This window comes from Pseudomonas sp. GW822-FHT06D10 (assembly GCF_058799535.1).
In genome coordinates this window covers 505,227-520,268 of record NZ_JBXALN010000005.1, presented here as the reverse complement: position 1 = coordinate 520,268, position 15,042 = coordinate 505,227, and the positions used below count along the sequence as shown (strand labels likewise).

The window sequence follows — 15,042 nt, the reverse complement described above, 5'->3', positions numbered from 1 at the left end:
GGCCTCATTGGTTCGTAGTCTGGCGCAGCAGCATGCTGCCGCCGCGCTGAGTAAATTCAAGTTTTTTCAAAGCGCTCATGCCCAGCAGAACCTGGTCGCCGTCGAGCCCCGGCGCCACCAGCGCGGCCACGTCCCGCAGCACGATATCCCCCAGCTGCAGGAGTTCGATACGGGTCCGATAACCCTCGCTGCGCCCATTGGCCGTGCTCAGGGTGACCGGCGCACCGCGCTCCAGGCCCAGACGTTCAGCGAGATCCGCAGGTACCGAGACATCGGTGGCCCCGGTGTCGAGCATGAATTGCACCGGCCGCCCGTTGATATGGCCGCTGGCGACGAAATGCCCCTGGCGATTGCCCGCCAGTTGCACTTCGATGTAACCCTCATGTTGTTGCGAACTGACGACAGTGTTGGGGTTCTCCTGGTGCGCTTCCCAGTCGGCAAAGAACCGCGTGGCCAGGAACAGCGCCGCCGCCCAGGCCATGATCAGCATCACCCGCCCGGCACTCTTGCCCGGTTGCTGGCTCACGGCTTGGCACTCCAGCCGCCTTCGGGAGCTGCAAAACGCCAGACGATCGGTCGGGCCTCGCCGTCGGCGCGAGCACCGTTGTTGTTGTCCAGGCCAATCCAGGCGCCCTTGGCGTCCACCACCAGGGCTTCCGCCAACCCATAGGGCTGTGGATAACGCCGATGCTCCACCAGTGCTTCGCCAGCATACGACCAGCACTGCTCGACCTTGGCGCTCAGCGCGTCACGGCGACAGATCTGATAGGCGTTGCGCTCCAGGGTGAACAGCTTGCCGTCAAACAGCGACAGGTCGGCGAAGTCACGGGATACGGCCTTGGCGTTGGGCACCTGCTCAGGCTGCATTAGCGCCCCTGCTTCACTGAGCAGCACGCAACCGCCATCGCAGTCCCAGGCGGTCTGGCCACGCTTGATCAACAGCAGCCCGCGCCGCTCGCGTTCCGCCGCCAGCCAGATCCGATCCCCGGCAGGGTTGACCGCCAGCCCTTCGAACAGGGCATTGAAGTGCAGCAGCATGCCGCTGGCACGGGCTTCGCGCACCATGATCGGGGAAATCTTCAACCAGGCCGGCGCGCCTTGCGCCGGAACCTGCAGCACCGCGGCATGGGCTTCGCTGATCACATATTTGTTGCCGGCGGCATCACAGGTGATGCCCTCGAAATCCAGGTCGCCGCCACGCACGAAGGACGCCGCCCAGGTCCGCACCTTCAAGCCCCAGGGCAAGCCGGAATCCGGCACCGCAGGCACCTCGATCCCGACGGTCTCGGCCTGCCAGACAGTGTTCCGGGTATCGAGCCTGTAGATCTGCTCGTCGTCGCGATCGGAGACGGTCCAGAGTTCCTGACCACACAGCGCCAGCCCGGACAGATTGCCGCCGCGCATGCCTTGCACAGGATGCTCGGACAGCAGTTTCAGTTCGGGCGCCGGCGCGGCCACCACCGAGGTTGCCAATAGCGCCAGGGCCAGGGCAAAACCTCTGTGCATCAGGCCAGCACCTCGGCCAGGTTGCCCTTGGACTCCAGCCAGGACTTGCGATCACCGGCGCGCTTCTTGGCCAGCAGCATGTCCATGATTTCCGCGGTGGCCTCGACGTCGTCCAGGGTCAACTGCACCAGGCGCCGCGTGTTCGGGTCCATGGTGGTCTCGCGCAGTTGCGGCGGGTTCATTTCACCCAGCCCCTTGAATCGAGTGACCTGTGGCTTGCCGCGCTTCTTCTCGGCCACCAGGCGGTCGAGAATGCCGTCGCGCTCGGCTTCATCCAGGGCGTAGTAGATCTCCTTGCCCAGGTCGATGCGGTACAGCGGCGGCATGGCCACGTAGACGTGACCGGCATCCACCAGCGGACGGAAATGCTGGACGAACAAGGCACACAGCAAGGTAGCGATGTGCAAGCCGTCGGAGTCGGCGTCGGCGAGGATGCAGATCTTGCCGTAGCGCAGCTGGCTCATGTCCTCGGCGCCCGGATCGACCCCGATGGCCACGGCGATGTTGTGCACTTCCTGGCTGGCCAGGACCTCGCTGCCGTCCACTTCCCAGGTGTTGAGGATCTTGCCGCGCAACGGCAGGATCGCCTGGAACTCCTTGTCCCGCGCCTGCTTGGCCGAACCACCGGCGGAGTCACCTTCCACCAGGAACAGCTCGGAGCGCATCGGGTCCTGGCCGGCACAGTCCGCCAGCTTGCCTGGCAGTGCCGGGCCCTGGGTAATGCGCTTGCGCTCGACCTTCTTGCTGGCCTTCAAGCGGCGCCCGGCGTTGCTGATGGCCAGCTCCGCCAGTTGCATGCCCAGCTCGGGGTTGGCGTTGAGCCACAGGCTGAAGGCGTCCTTGACCACACCGGAAACGAACGCCGCCGCCTCGCGGGAAGACAGGCGCTCCTTGGTCTGGCCGGAGAACTGCGCATCCTGCATTTTCATCGACAGGACAAAGGCAATGCGCTCCCAGACGTCTTCCGGGGCCAGCTTCAGGCCGCGGGGCAGCAGGTTGCGGAACTCGCAGAACTCGCGCATGGCATCCAGCAGGCCCTGGCGCAGGCCGTTGACATGGGTGCCGCCCTGGGCCGTGGGGATCAGGTTGACGTAGCTTTCCTGGACGCTGTCGCCGCCTTCGGGCAGCCACAACAGGGCCCAGTCCACCGCTTCCTTGTTCCCTGCCAGGCTGCCGCAGAACGGCTCGGCCGGCAGGCGTTCGAATTCACTGACCGCATCCACCAGGTAGGAGCGCAGGCCATCTTCGTAGTGCCACTCGACCTTCTCGCCGCTGGACTTGTCCTCGAAGCTCACCAGCAGCCCCGGGCAGAGTACGGCCTTGGCCTTGAGCACGTGCTTGAGACGGCTGACGGAGAATTTCGGCGAGTCGAAGTATTTTGGGTCCGGAGCGAAGTACACGCTGGTGCCGGTGTTGCGCTTGCCCACGGTGCCGACCACTTCCAGCTCGGTGGCCTTGTAGCCGTCGGCGAAAGTCATCTGGTATTCGTTGCCGTCGCGCTTGACCCGCACCCGCACCTGGTTCGACAAGGCGTTGACCACGGAGATGCCCACCCCGTGCAGACCGCCGGAGAACTGGTAGTTCTTGTTGGAGAACTTGCCGCCGGCGTGGAGCTTGGTGAGGATCAGCTCGATCCCGGACACGCCCTCTTCCGGGTGGATGTCCACGGGCATGCCGCGGCCGTCGTCGGACACTTCCAGGGAATGGTCGGCGTGCAGGATGACCTGTATCGACTTCGCATGGCCGGCCAGGGCTTCGTCGACGCTGTTGTCGATGACTTCCTGGGCCAAATGGTTGGGCCGCGTGGTGTCGGTGTACATGCCCGGGCGTTTGCGCACCGGGTCGAGTCCCGAGAGGACTTCGATGGCGTCTGCGTTATAAGAGCTAGCGCTGGGAGTGGCCATGGGTTCTCGTCGTTAGTCGTTCAATGAATATGGGGCGAAGGCTCACAGTGCAGTGAAGTCGATCGCCTGGTACTGATCGGCAGTGATGCCGGCAAAATTCAACATCGCCGGCAATTGTCCGGCAAAACCTTGGAAACTATGATCGCCGCCGGCCTGTATGCGCAAGGCACAGGCGCGGTAGTAGCGCTCGGCGCTGCGATAGTCCAGCGTCTCGTCCCCGGTCTGCAACCACACCTGATAACGCTCAGGGTCCTGGGGCGGCGCCACTTCCAGCGCTGCCAGGGCCGCGACATGGTCGTGGGTCAGCTCCCAGGTCTCGTCGGTGTACAGGTTCTTCTGCGTGCCCAGATAACCGTCGAACATCCGGTGCGGGCTGACAGCAGGGTTGATCAGCAGGGCCTTCAGACCATAGCGCTCGGCAAGGTGAGTCGCATAGTAGCCGCCGAGCGAGCTGCCGACCAGCAATGGACGACCGAGTTCGGCAATCGCCTGTTCCAGCTGGCCAATGGCCTGGCGCGGATGGTGATGCAGGGCCGGCACCCGCAGTTGCCCGGCCAGGCCGAGCTGCTCCATGACCTGGCGCAACTGGGAGGCCTTGGTCGATGCCGGAGCACTGTTGAAGCCGTGGATATAGAGGATCGAACCGGACATGCGAGCTCCCTGTGCACCTGGGCAAAAGCCGCAGTTTACAGGGATGGGGCCAGGTTACGCAGCCGCTTCAGTAGCCTTCGCTACCGTAGTCGATGGTGAATTCATAGCCTTCGACCCGCTGCACGCCGGTTTCCAGCCGTCCATCGGGCTGCAGCCGCAACCAACGGTAGCCCGGCACCTGCTCCTCGACCTTGAAGTCGTCGCTCAAGGGCTCGAACTGGATGCAGGTGGAAGGTGAGGCCAATAGCCGCACGTCGCCCCGCAGGCGATCGATCTCCTGGTGAACATGCCCCCAGAGCACGGCGCGCACCTGGGGGAAAGCGTCGATCACGGCAAACAGCGCCTGGGCATTGCGCAGGCCGATGGGCTCCATCCAGGCGCAATCGATGGACACCGGATGGTGATGCAGGCAGACCAGGTGGTGCCGCTCTGGTGCTTCGCTCAGGGAGCGGGTCAGCAGTTGCAACTGCTCATCCTGCAGATAACCCGGTACCGAACCCGGCACCGCCGAGTCCAGCAGGGTGATGCGCCAGCTACCGATGTCCACCACCGGGTCCAGCAAGTCACTGCCGCTGGCGGCCTGCTCCATGACCTGCGGCTCGTCGTGGTTGCCCGGCAGCCAGCGGCCTGGGGCGGCAATCTGCCGGGTCAGTTGGCGAAAGCGTTGATAGGACTCCAGCGTGCCGTCCTGGGACAGGTCGCCGGTGGCCAGCATCAGGTCGATCCGTGGCTGCTGCGCCAGCACCAGGTCGATGACCCGTTGCAGGCTGTCGGCGGTGTTCATGCCCAAGAGCGTGCCGTCCGTCTCGGCAAACAGGTGGCTATCGGACAGCTGCACCAGCAACACGGGGTCGGCGGCAGTCAGTGCGGATACGCTTGGCACGGCGTTCTCCCGGAGCAAGATCACAAAGCGTGAAGAAGGGGGCAATTATGCTGGGGGAAGTGAAAAAGAGGAAACCTGGGAAGCGGACCCAGTTCACATCTAGCGCACGGCTTCGAACTCGTGACCGCAGGCCAGGCAGTGGCTCAGCCACTCGCCGAGGAACACGTTCAGCTGGGCCTTTTCATCAGGCTGGTGCATGAAGGCATTGGGATAGGGATAGATGCTGCGAAAACGCCGGGCATGTTCGGCACTGATGACTTCCGCCATGCGCGCGTCGTGATAGACCTGCACTTCCAGCTGCGGCACAGGCAGCCAGGGCAGGCTGTGCTCCTGGCGCACCTGCAAGGTGGTGGTATACGGGCAGGCCAGTACCACCTCCAGGGCCAGTACGCCGAGCATCTGGTCGCCCTGGGTCACGGCGATACGCCGCGCCACGGGCTGGTTGCGCATGTCGGGCAGCAGGCGCATCAGCCGGGCGTAGTTGGCCTCGCAGGAAGCTTGCAGCCCCGCGAGATCCACCCGATAGCGGTCGCGTACCTTGTTTACGACCATAACCCCCTCACTTCCGCGCGATTGAGCGCCAGCCACTGCAAGGCAATGATGCTGGCGGCATTGCAAATCCGCCCGTCGCGCATGGCCTGCAAGGCATCCTCATAGGCCATCACGCACACCCGAATGTCTTCCGCCTCTTCCTCCAGCCCATGCAGCCCACCGGCGGCGCTGCTGTCGCAACGCCCCAGGTACAGATGGACGAATTCGGTGCTGCCACCGGGCGACGGGAAGTACCGGGTCATCGGCCACAGCGCCGAGATGTCCAGGCCAGCTTCCTCCTGCGCCTCGCGGCGGGCAACCTGTTCCGGCTGCTCGTCCTTGTCGATCAGCCCGGCCACCAGTTCCACCAGCCAGGGCGAAGCCGTCTTGCCCATGGCACCGACGCGGAACTGTTCGATCAGCACCACCTCATCGCGCTGCGGGTCGTACGGCAGTACGCAGACCGCATCGTGACGAACAAAGACTTCACGATTGATTTCACGCCCCATGCCACCGGCGAACAGCTCATGACGCAGTTGCAGGCGATCGAGCCGGTAGAAACCCTGGAAACAGTTTTCGCGCCGGATGATCTCGACGGCACTCGGCGTGGAGTTGGCAAAGTCAGTCATAACAATCCTCGTGTACAGCACGTTCAATCCGAGGATCCCCCTCGACTTCGCGCCATCCTAACGCGCTCGCAGCTGATCATGCAGCCCCTTTACCCTCAGCGGGATAGACGGCGAGGGGCTAAACCTACTCTAATTGCCTCTATTGAGCTTAGTGGCGAACCGACTGCCTCGCAGGCAGTCGAAGCCGGTAACTTTTGCCTCCCCCTGGTTTATGAAGGACGCCCATGTCGCTTGTCAAAATCGCCTCCGTGGCCTGTATCGCCCTGACCCTGGGTGCCTGCCAAAGCCTGTTTCAACCCAGCTACATGACCCCGCTGGAAACCACCCGGGACAAGTCCGAACAACTCAAGCCCGGCTGCAGCGGCGCCGACTGCCCGCTGGTCAACCTCGACACCGTGCACTTCCCCGCCGAACCGCAGCTGGATGCCATCATTGAAAAGCGCCTGCTGCAAATGACCCGCACCAGCCCCGATGCTGCGCTGCCGGCCAGCCTTGCGGCCTATCGCGAGCAGTTCCTGCGCAGCGCGCCGGACCGCCACGGCATGTACCTGCAATCCAAGCTACGCGAGCAGCATGACGGCCTGGTGATCATCGAACTGGCCAGTTACCTGGACACCGGCGCCGCCAATGGCACCCCGGGCCGTGGCTTCGTCAACTATTCACGCCAGCAGCACAAGGCCCTGAACCTGGCGGACATGCTCCTGCCCGGCCAGGAAGAGATGTTCTGGAAGGCCGCGCGGGTCGCCCACAACAACTGGCTGATCAGCACTCACCTGGATCGCGAGGCCGAGTTCGTGAAGAGCTGGCCCTTCCAGAAGACCCAGAACGTAGCGCTGACCCGCAACGCCGTGACCCTCAAGTACGACGTCACCACCATCGCGCCCTCGGTCCTGGGCCACATCGAACTGCAGATCCCCTACGACCGCCTCAAGGGCGTGCTCAAGCCCGAGCTGTTTCCTGGCGGTAACTGAAAGCCCGGCCCAACAGCCATTGCAGCAGCCCTGCCAGCACCAGTGACGGCAGGGTTGCGCCGATATCCGGGTACAGATTGGCCAACAGATGATAGGTGCTCACCCCACCCAGCCAGGCCAGCAGCGCCGGCCAGCGCAAGGCTGACGCCGGGTTCTGCCCCGAGCGCCGACGCAGGATGAAGTGATCCACCAGCACCACGCCAAACAGCGGCGCGAATACCGAGCCGATCAGCAACAGGAAGTTCTGGTACTGGGCCAACGGCGCCAGGCAGGCGATCAGGGTGCAGAGCACGCCTATGGCCAGCGCCAGGTGCTCGACCTTGAGGCGCAGCAGGACGCCGCTGGAAACCGCCGCCGAATGGATATCGGCAAAGGCATTCTCCGATTCGTCCAGCAGAATCAGCAGCAACGGAATCCCCAGCCCGGCCCCGGCCAGCGCCAGCAGCAAGGCATTCACTTCACCACTGGGAGCGAAGGCCAGGGTGTAGGCGACGCCCAGGCTCATCAACCAGAAATTGCCGATGAAAAAGCCCAGGGCCGTGCCGCCGAACACGCTCTTGGCGCGCTTGCCGAACCGCGAGTAGTCGGCGATCAGCGGCAACCAGGACAAGGGCATGGCGATGGCGATATCGAAGCCCACGGCGAACGGCATCGAGCCGTCCCCGGCCTGGGCCCAGAGCGCCGCCAGGTCGGCTCGGGCGAAGAGGTTCCAGGTCAGCCACAGGCAGGCGGCCAACAACAACCAGATTCCCCATTTGCGCAGGATCTGCCGGACGAAGGTCAAGGGCCCGCTGACCGCCAGCAAGGTGGCCAGGGCACCGAAAAACAGGGTCCAGAGCAACGGGTTGGCCAGTAGGCTGCCTTCGCTGAAGGCCCGGCTGCCCAGGAGGCTCGCGGCATCGCGCATGACGATGATTTCAAACGAGCCCCAGCCCACCAGTTGCAACAGGTTCAACAGCGCCGGCAGGCTGGCGCCGCGCCGGCCCAGGCTGAGCTTGAGCGCAGCCATGGACGACAGGCCGGTGTCGCTGCCGATCACCCCCACCGCCGCCAGCAGCAGAACGCCGACCGCGGTGCCGAGTAGGATCGCCAGCAGCGAATGGGCCAGCCCCAGGCCTGGCGCCAGCAAGGCGCCGGTCTGCAGCACCATCAGGCCGATACCGAGGGAAAACCACAGGGAAAACAGATCGCGGGCGCCAAACACGCGCTTGTCGGCCGGTACCGCGAGATTGGGAGAGTAGGTACTGATTGGACTGCTCAAGGTTGATATCTCGAAGGAATAAGGTCTGCAGGAGCCGGGTTGCCGGCGAAAGCGCCACCTTGTCGAGAGCGCGGCGCCAGGTTCGCGGGCAAGCCCGCTCCTGCAGAGAGGGGTCAGACTTTCTTGTACAACTGGCTGCCTTCCTGCTTGAAGCGCTCGGCCTGTTCCGCCAGGCCCTTGGCGACATCCACATCCACCGCTTCGATACGCTGGTTGGCTGCGTACTCACGCACTTCCTGGGTGATCTTCATCGAGCAGAACTTCGGCCCGCACATGGAGCAGAAATGCGCGACCTTGGCCGAATCCTTGGGCAGGGTCTCGTCGTGGTACGAACGGGCGGTGTCCGGGTCCAGGCCGAGGTTGAACTGGTCTTCCCAGCGGAACTCGAAACGCGCCTTGGACAAGGCGTTGTCGCGGATCTGCGCGCCCGGATGACCTTTCGCCAGATCCGCAGCATGCGCGGCGATCTTGTAGGTGATGATCCCGGTCTTCACGTCATCCTTGTTCGGCAGGCCAAGGTGTTCCTTGGGCGTGACGTAGCAGAGCATGGCGCAGCCGAACCAGCCGATCATCGCCGCACCGATACCGGAGGTGATGTGGTCGTAGCCGGGGGCAATGTCGGTAGTCAGCGGGCCGAGGGTGTAGAACGGCGCCTCGTCGCAGCACTCCAGCTGCTTGTCCATGTTCTCCTTGATCAACTGCATCGGCACGTGGCCCGGACCTTCGATCATGCACTGCACGTCATGCTTCCAGGCGATCTTGGTCAGCTCGCCGAGGGTCTCCAGTTCGCCGAACTGGGCTTCGTCGTTGGCGTCGGCAATCGACCCCGGGCGCAGGCCATCTCCCAGGGAGAAGCTGACGTCGTAGGCCTTCATGATTTCGCAGATTTCGTCGAAGTGGGTGTAGAGGAAGTTCTCCTTGTGGTGCGCCAGGCACCACTTGGCCATGATCGAGCCACCCCGGGACACGATGCCGGTGACCCGCTTGGCGGTCAGCGGCACGTAACGCAGCAAGACGCCTGCGTGGATGGTGAAGTAGTCCACGCCCTGCTCGGCCTGCTCGATCAGGGTGTCGCGGAACAGCTCCCAGGTCAGGTCCTCGGCCACGCCGTTGACCTTTTCCAGGGCCTGGTAGATCGGTACGGTACCGATCGGCACCGGCGAGTTGCGGATGATCCACTCGCGGGTTTCATGGATGTGCTTGCCGGTGGACAGGTCCATCACCGTGTCCGAACCCCAGCGGATGCCCCAGGTCAGTTTCGCCACTTCTTCCTCGATCGAGGAACCCAGGGCACTGTTGCCGATGTTGCCGTTGATCTTCACCAGGAAGTTGCGGCCGATGATCATCGGTTCCAGTTCGACGTGGTTGATGTTGGCCGGGATGATCGCGCGGCCACGGGCGATTTCCTCGCGGACGAACTCTGGGGTGATTTCTTTCGGAATGCTGGCGCCGAAGCTGTGGCCGGCGTGTTGCTGCTTCAGCAGGCCGGCGGCACGGGCCTCCTGCAGCTTCATGTTTTCGCGGATGGCGACGTATTCCATCTCGGCGGTGATGATGCCTTTGCGCGCGTAGTGCATCTGGCTGACGTTGGCCCCGGCCTTGGCCCGGCGCGGGTTGTTGACGTGGGCGAAGCGCAGCTTGGTCAGCTCCGGGTCGGCCAGGCGCTGCTGGCCGAAGTTGGAGCTCAGGCCGGCCAGGCGCTCGGTGTCGCCACGGTCTTCGATCCAGGCCGAACGCACATCGCCCAGGCCCTTGCGCACATCGATCACCACGTTCGGATCGGTGTAGGGGCCGGAGGTGTCGTACACGGTCACCGGGGCGTTGATCTCGCCGCCGAAGTCGGTGGGGGTCACGTCCAGGGTGATTTCGCGCATGGGCACGCGGATGTCCGGGCGCGAACCCTGGACATAGACTTTTTGCGAGCGGGTAAAGGGCTGAACCGATTGTTGGTCGACTTGGGCCGACTCACTGAGGTTGCTAGCGTTTTTTAATTTTGTAGTCATCACGGGCTCTCCAGACAGCATCCAGGCAGTGGATTTTTGTCGGAGCGAACCTGTAACGGACGGACGCACCCTGGCTAGGCAACTAGTTGAGTGCAGTGCTTGGTACTCGAGGGGTGTTCGATTGTCGAACAACATCCCGGACGAAGCACAAGAGGACTCGCCGGGTGACGAGAAATCTTGTTCCCTACGCAGGCGCTAACCTGATCAGGTTCAACGGGATCCGGATTATCCGATCTCAGCCTCATAGCAAGGCACCCCGACAAGAACCGGGCCAGTCTAGACAAAGCCACAGCAGAACGCCAACCCCCCGTACGATCAGCATGATGAATGGCGTAATTGCAGGATTGTTGCCACCCCCCAGCGCATCTACACTCGTTGCCCTGTGTCGAACCTTGACGCTCCGTGGGTCGCGCCTTAGCCTTGGCGCCTGAATTATTGCCGTAATATCAACTCTAGGGATCGCCGAATGCTGCGCAAACTCTCACTGGCTGTTGCCGTGTCTTGTGCGTCCAATGGAATGGCCTGGGCAGCAGAAGCGCCTTTGACCACCAAGACCGATCTGGTCAGCGTCTACCAGGAAGCGGTGGACAACAACGCCGATCTGGCCGCTGCGCGCGCCCAGTACGGTGCCCAGAAGGAAGTGGTGCCCCAGGCTCGTGCCGGGTTGCTGCCTAACCTTTCGGCCGGCGCGGACATGAACAACACCCGCACCAAGTTCGACGAACCGTCGATGACCTCTACCCGCAGCGGCAACGTCTACCAGGCGACCCTGGCCCAGCCACTGTTCCGGGCCGACCGCTGGTTCCAGCTGCAGGCGGCCAAGGACATCAACGAACAGGCTTCCCTGCAACTCTCGGCCACCGAGCAGAACCTGATCCTGCAGAGCGCGGAGAACTACTTCGCGGTGTTGCGCGCCCAGGACAACCTGGCCTCGACCAAGGCCGAGGAAGCGGCCTTCAAGCGTCAGCTGGACCAATCCAACGAACGCTTCGACGTGGGCCTGTCGGACAAGACCGACGTCCTGCAATCCCAGGCCAGCTACGACACCGCCCGGGCCAACCGGATCCTTGCCCAGCGCCAGGTGGATGATGCCTTCGAGGCCCTGATCACCCTGACCAACCGCGAGTACAACTCGATCCAGGGCATCGTCCATACCCTGCCAGTGCTGGCGCCGACCCCCAACGACGCCAAGGCCTGGGTGGACACCGCCGCCAAGCAGAACCTCAACCTGCTGGCCAGCAACTACGCAGTCAGCGCCGCCGAGGAAACCCTCAAGCAGCGCAAGGCCGGGCATGCCCCGACCCTGGACGCAGTGGCGCAGTACAAGAAAGGCGACAACGATGCTTTGGGCTTCAGCAACCCCAACCCGCTGACGCGCTATGGCAGCGACGTCGAACAGCGCTCCATCGGCCTGCAACTGAACATTCCGATCTACAGCGGCGGCCTGACCAGCTCCCAGGTGCGCGAATCCTACTCGCGCCTGAGCCAGACCGAGCAACAGCGTGAATCCCTGCGCCGCCAGGTGGTGGAAAACACCCGCAACCTGCACCGCGCGGTGAACACCGATGTCGAGCAGGTCCAGGCCCGGCGCCAGTCGATCATTTCCAACCAGAGCGCAGTGGAGGCCACGGAGATCGGCTACCAGGTGGGCACGCGCAATATCGTCGATGTGCTCGACGCCCAGCGCCAGCTGTACACCTCGGTGCGCAACTACAACAACAGCCGCTACGACTACATCCTCGACAACCTGCGCCTGAAACAGGCGGCCGGCACCCTCAACCCGGGGGACCTGCAGGACCTGTCGCGCTATCTCAAGGCCGACTACAACCCGGATCGCGACTTCCTGCCGCCAGACCTGGCCAAGGCCGCCCAGGAGCAGCTCAGGGCCCGCCCCTGAAGGTCGCAGGCATGAAAAAGGCCACCATTGCGGTGGCCTTTTTCATGGCGGTGTAACGGCCTTTTACGGCCACTGCGCAGCCTGCGACAGCGGCTACAGAAGGCGACGATCAGTGCCTGCCCAGGAGGCGGCCAAGGCCGTCGAGCAGCCGTTGCAAGGCGCCCTGGTTGGCCTTGAGCACCTTGAGCCCGGCGTCGGCCATCTTGCGCGCATCCTGGGGTAGCTCGAACAGACGCTGCACCGCCACCGCGAGCCCCTCGGCATCGTCCACTTCCTGCAAGGCTCCGGCCTCACGCAGCATCGCGGCGATTTCCAGGAAGTTGAACAGATGCGGCCCGCTGATCACCGGCTTGGCCAGGGCTGCCGGCTCCAGCAGGTTGTGCCCACCGTTGGGCACCAGGCTGCCGCCGACAAAGGCGCTGTCGGCCAGGGCATAGAGGAACAGCAATTCGCCCATGGTGTCCCCCAGCAGCACCGAGGTGGTGGCAAGCACCGGCTCGGCTGCAGAACGGCGCACCGTGGCAAAACCCTGCTGCCGGCACAGCTCATGCACCGAGTCGAAGCGCTCCGGGTGCCGCGGCACCAGGATCAGCAAGGCATTGGGGTAACTGCCCAGCAGTTGCCGATGGGCATCGAGCACCACCGTGTCTTCGCCCTCGTGGGTACTGGCGGCGATCCACACCGGGCGCTCCATGGCCTGCCATTGCTGGCGCAGCTCAGTGGCCCGCTGCAGCAACTGCGGGTCGATGCTCAGGTCGAACTTGATCGATCCGGTCACTTGCACAGTCTCTGGGCGGGCCCCAAGCCGGAGGAAACGCTGGGCCTCGGCTTCGGTCTGCACCGCGAACAGGCTCATCTGCGCCAGCATCGGTGCGGTCAGCCGAGCAAAACGCCCATAGCCCTTGGCCGAACGCTCGGACAACCGGGCATTGGCCAGGGCCACCGGAATCCCGCGCCGGGCACACTGGTCGATATGGTTGGGCCACAGTTCGGTTTCCATGATCACCGCCAACTTGGGCCGCACCCGATCGAGAAACCGCGCCGCGGCGCAAGGCAAGTCGTAGGGCAGGTAGCAGTGCTGGATCCGCGGCTCGTTGGCAAACAGCGCGTGGATGCGCTCGGAGCCGGTGGGAGTCATGCAGGTCACGGTAATCGGCAGCTGTGGATAACGCGCCAGCAGCGCCCGGATCATCGGCGCGGCAGCGATGCTCTCGCCCACCGACACCGCATGCACCCAGATGCCACCGGGTTGCATGCTCGGCAAGCCGAGAGAGAAACGCTCGCCAATGCGCTTGGCATAAGCCGGCGCCTTGCGCGAGCGCAGCCACAGGCGGATCGCTACCAACGGCAGCCCCAGGTAAAACAATGCGGTATAGAGAGTTCTATTCATGGCGGCGGAGTTTATCGGTTTTTTAGCCGATCGCCTTCAGGTGCACGGCAAAACGTTCTGCCAGCCAGTGCGCCGCGGGGCCCAGAGGTTCGTCACGGCGCCAGGCCAGCTCCACCACCAGTGCCGGGGGCGTCCACTGACTGGCCAGCTCCACCATCTGGTTCTGATAGGCCGGGTACTGCACCACATGCCGTGGCAGCCAGGCCCAGCCCAGCCCGCGCATCAGCCATTCGGCCAGGACGTAGAAGCTGTCAGCCCGCCAGACCTGGGGGCTGACCTGCTCACCACCGGGGTAGCCACTGGCTTGCGGAGCGATGAGCAACTGCCGGTGTAGCGCCAGCAACTGGCGGTTGACCCTTTTTTCATGGGCCAGCGGATGCCCCACGGCGCAGACAGTGACCATCTCCACACTGCCCAGGGCCCGGCGCTCCAAAGTTTCCGGCATCTGTTCATGGTGAAACAGCAACCCCAGGTCGGCCCGGCGCTCCACCAGTTTGCGCGCTACGTCGCCCTGGGCCCCGCTGGCCAGTTGCACCTCCAGGCTGGGAAAGTGTTCCGCCAGGGCCTCCAGGCTGTCGAGCACCGGCTGATAGGGCATCGCCTCGTCCTGGGCCAGGCGCAACCGCGCTTCCTGGCCGCGCATCAAGGCCAGCGCCCGGCCATTGAGGCGGTCGCACTGGCGCAGGATCTCCCGCGCTTCCTGCAACAGTGCACTGCCCGCCTCCGTCAGCCTTGGCTGGCGGCCACTGCTGCGTTCGAACAGGCTCACTCCCAGGTCATCCTCCAGCTGGGCGATGGCACTGCTGATGGCCGATTGCGCCTTGCGCTGATGGCGGGCCACGGCAGAAAACGAACGCAGTTCGGCGACCCCGACAAACAGGCGCAACTGCTCCAGGTTCCATTGCATGTTCACGGCACAACCTATCTAGCATCCAGATAGGTAATGACTTTACCCCATCTGAACTTTCTCTAGAATGCCGACCTCATAAAGCAGTCCCAGCCCCGAGGAACCCTCCCATGAACGCTTACTACTACCTGGCTATCGCCATCTGCGCGGAAGTGATCGCCACTGTTTCAATGAAAGCGGTCAAGGGCCTGAGCACTCCGCTGCCCCTGGCATTGATCATCGTCGGCTACGGCGTGGCCTTCTGGATGCTGACCCTGGTGGTGCGTACGGTGCCGGTGGGCGTGGCCTACGCGGTATGGGCCGGCATGGGCATCGTCATGGTGAGCATCGCCGCGCTGTTTCTGTACGGCCAGAAGCTGGATATCCCGGCGATGCTGGGCATGGCGCTGATCGTCCTCGGCGTGGTGGTGATCCAGTTGTTCTCGAAAACCGCCGGGCACTAGAAAGCAGCCTCACGCCACACGCCTCAAGCGGCCAGAGTGAGCGCCAAGCTTGCAGCTTGAGGCCTG

The 15,042-nt window shown here is 63.9% G+C and carries 14 protein-coding genes and 1 riboswitch; of the genes, 3 read left to right on the top strand and 11 right to left on the bottom strand.

Annotation, left to right across the window (positions count from 1 at the left end; all coding sequences use genetic code 11):
- Positions 1 to 4 precede the first annotated feature (4 nt).
- The 7 genes from AC1RL5_RS19630 to AC1RL5_RS19600 form a co-directional block, all read right to left on the bottom strand.
- Complete coding sequence (locus tag AC1RL5_RS19630) at positions 5 to 526, bottom strand: retropepsin-like aspartic protease family protein (RefSeq protein ID WP_011058920.1); 522 nt, start codon at positions 524 to 526, stop codon at positions 5 to 7.
- A complete protein-coding gene (locus AC1RL5_RS19625) occupies positions 523 to 1,506 on the bottom strand; it encodes an esterase-like activity of phytase family protein (RefSeq protein ID WP_103407040.1) in 984 nt (327 codons plus the stop codon). Before AC1RL5_RS19625 ends, AC1RL5_RS19630 begins: the two co-directional genes overlap by 4 nt.
- Positions 1,506 to 3,410: a DNA topoisomerase IV subunit B gene (gene parE, locus AC1RL5_RS19620; RefSeq protein WP_011058918.1), complete on the bottom strand. Its 1,905-nt coding sequence runs from the start codon at positions 3,408 to 3,410 to the stop codon at positions 1,506 to 1,508. The genes AC1RL5_RS19625 and parE overlap by 1 nt, the downstream gene beginning before the upstream one ends.
- Positions 3,411 to 3,452: 42 nt before the next feature.
- Positions 3,453 to 4,061 carry a YqiA/YcfP family alpha/beta fold hydrolase gene (locus tag AC1RL5_RS19615; RefSeq protein WP_015633927.1) on the bottom strand — a complete coding sequence of 203 codons (609 nt, stop codon included), beginning with the start codon at positions 4,059 to 4,061 and terminating at the stop codon, positions 3,453 to 3,455.
- Between the two features lie 67 nt (positions 4,062 to 4,128).
- Positions 4,129 to 4,944 (bottom strand): 3',5'-cyclic-AMP phosphodiesterase, encoded by an 816-nt coding sequence (gene cpdA, locus AC1RL5_RS19610; protein WP_145713729.1) that lies wholly within the window; start codon positions 4,942 to 4,944, stop codon positions 4,129 to 4,131.
- A gap of 99 nt (positions 4,945 to 5,043) precedes the next feature.
- Positions 5,044 to 5,496, bottom strand: coding sequence for a DUF1249 domain-containing protein (locus AC1RL5_RS19605; RefSeq protein WP_011058915.1), 453 nt, complete (start codon positions 5,494 to 5,496; stop codon positions 5,044 to 5,046).
- Positions 5,487 to 6,104 (bottom strand): NUDIX domain-containing protein, encoded by a 618-nt coding sequence (locus AC1RL5_RS19600; protein ID WP_123577354.1) that lies wholly within the window; start codon positions 6,102 to 6,104, stop codon positions 5,487 to 5,489. The genes AC1RL5_RS19605 and AC1RL5_RS19600 overlap by 10 nt, the downstream gene beginning before the upstream one ends.
- Positions 6,105 to 6,328: 224 nt before the next feature.
- On the opposite strand from AC1RL5_RS19600, the gene AC1RL5_RS19595 reads away from it, so the two are divergent.
- Positions 6,329 to 7,075 (top strand): RsiV family protein, encoded by a 747-nt coding sequence (locus AC1RL5_RS19595; RefSeq protein ID WP_207239953.1) that lies wholly within the window; start codon positions 6,329 to 6,331, stop codon positions 7,073 to 7,075.
- Here the strand turns inward: AC1RL5_RS19595 and cytX are convergent.
- Together cytX and thiC are read right to left on the bottom strand one after the other, a co-directional pair.
- The gene (gene cytX, locus AC1RL5_RS19590; protein WP_072452037.1) at positions 7,044 to 8,336 is read right to left on the bottom strand and encodes a putative hydroxymethylpyrimidine transporter CytX; all 1,293 of its coding nucleotides are present in this window, start codon (positions 8,334 to 8,336) and stop codon (positions 7,044 to 7,046) included. The two genes, AC1RL5_RS19595 and cytX, sit on opposite strands and share 32 nt — an antisense overlap.
- A 113-nt stretch (positions 8,337 to 8,449) precedes the next feature.
- Entirely contained in the window at positions 8,450 to 10,339 is a 1,890-nt protein-coding gene (gene thiC / locus AC1RL5_RS19585; RefSeq protein WP_011058911.1) for a phosphomethylpyrimidine synthase ThiC, read from the bottom strand.
- A gap of 164 nt (positions 10,340 to 10,503) precedes the next feature.
- Positions 10,504 to 10,608, bottom strand: a riboswitch (TPP riboswitch).
- Positions 10,609 to 10,805: 197 nt separating this feature from the next.
- Here thiC and AC1RL5_RS19580 point away from each other — a divergent pair.
- Positions 10,806 to 12,236 (top strand): TolC family outer membrane protein, encoded by a 1,431-nt coding sequence (locus AC1RL5_RS19580; RefSeq protein ID WP_011058910.1) that lies wholly within the window; start codon positions 10,806 to 10,808, stop codon positions 12,234 to 12,236.
- 109 nt (positions 12,237 to 12,345) lie between these two features.
- Here AC1RL5_RS19580 and waaA read toward each other — a convergent pair whose 3' ends face one another.
- Positions 12,346 to 13,626 carry a lipid IV(A) 3-deoxy-D-manno-octulosonic acid transferase gene (gene waaA / locus AC1RL5_RS19575; RefSeq protein ID WP_103407042.1) on the bottom strand — a complete coding sequence of 427 codons (1,281 nt, stop codon included), beginning with the start codon at positions 13,624 to 13,626 and terminating at the stop codon, positions 12,346 to 12,348.
- A 22-nt stretch (positions 13,627 to 13,648) separates the two neighbouring features.
- Positions 13,649 to 14,533: a LysR family transcriptional regulator gene (locus AC1RL5_RS19570; protein WP_176876776.1), complete on the bottom strand. Its 885-nt coding sequence runs from the start codon at positions 14,531 to 14,533 to the stop codon at positions 13,649 to 13,651.
- A gap of 110 nt (positions 14,534 to 14,643) precedes the next feature.
- On the opposite strand from AC1RL5_RS19570, the gene AC1RL5_RS19565 reads away from it, so the two are divergent.
- The gene (locus AC1RL5_RS19565) at positions 14,644 to 14,976 is read left to right on the top strand and encodes a DMT family transporter (protein WP_011058907.1); all 333 of its coding nucleotides are present in this window, start codon (positions 14,644 to 14,646) and stop codon (positions 14,974 to 14,976) included.
- Positions 14,977 to 15,042 lie beyond the last annotated feature (66 nt).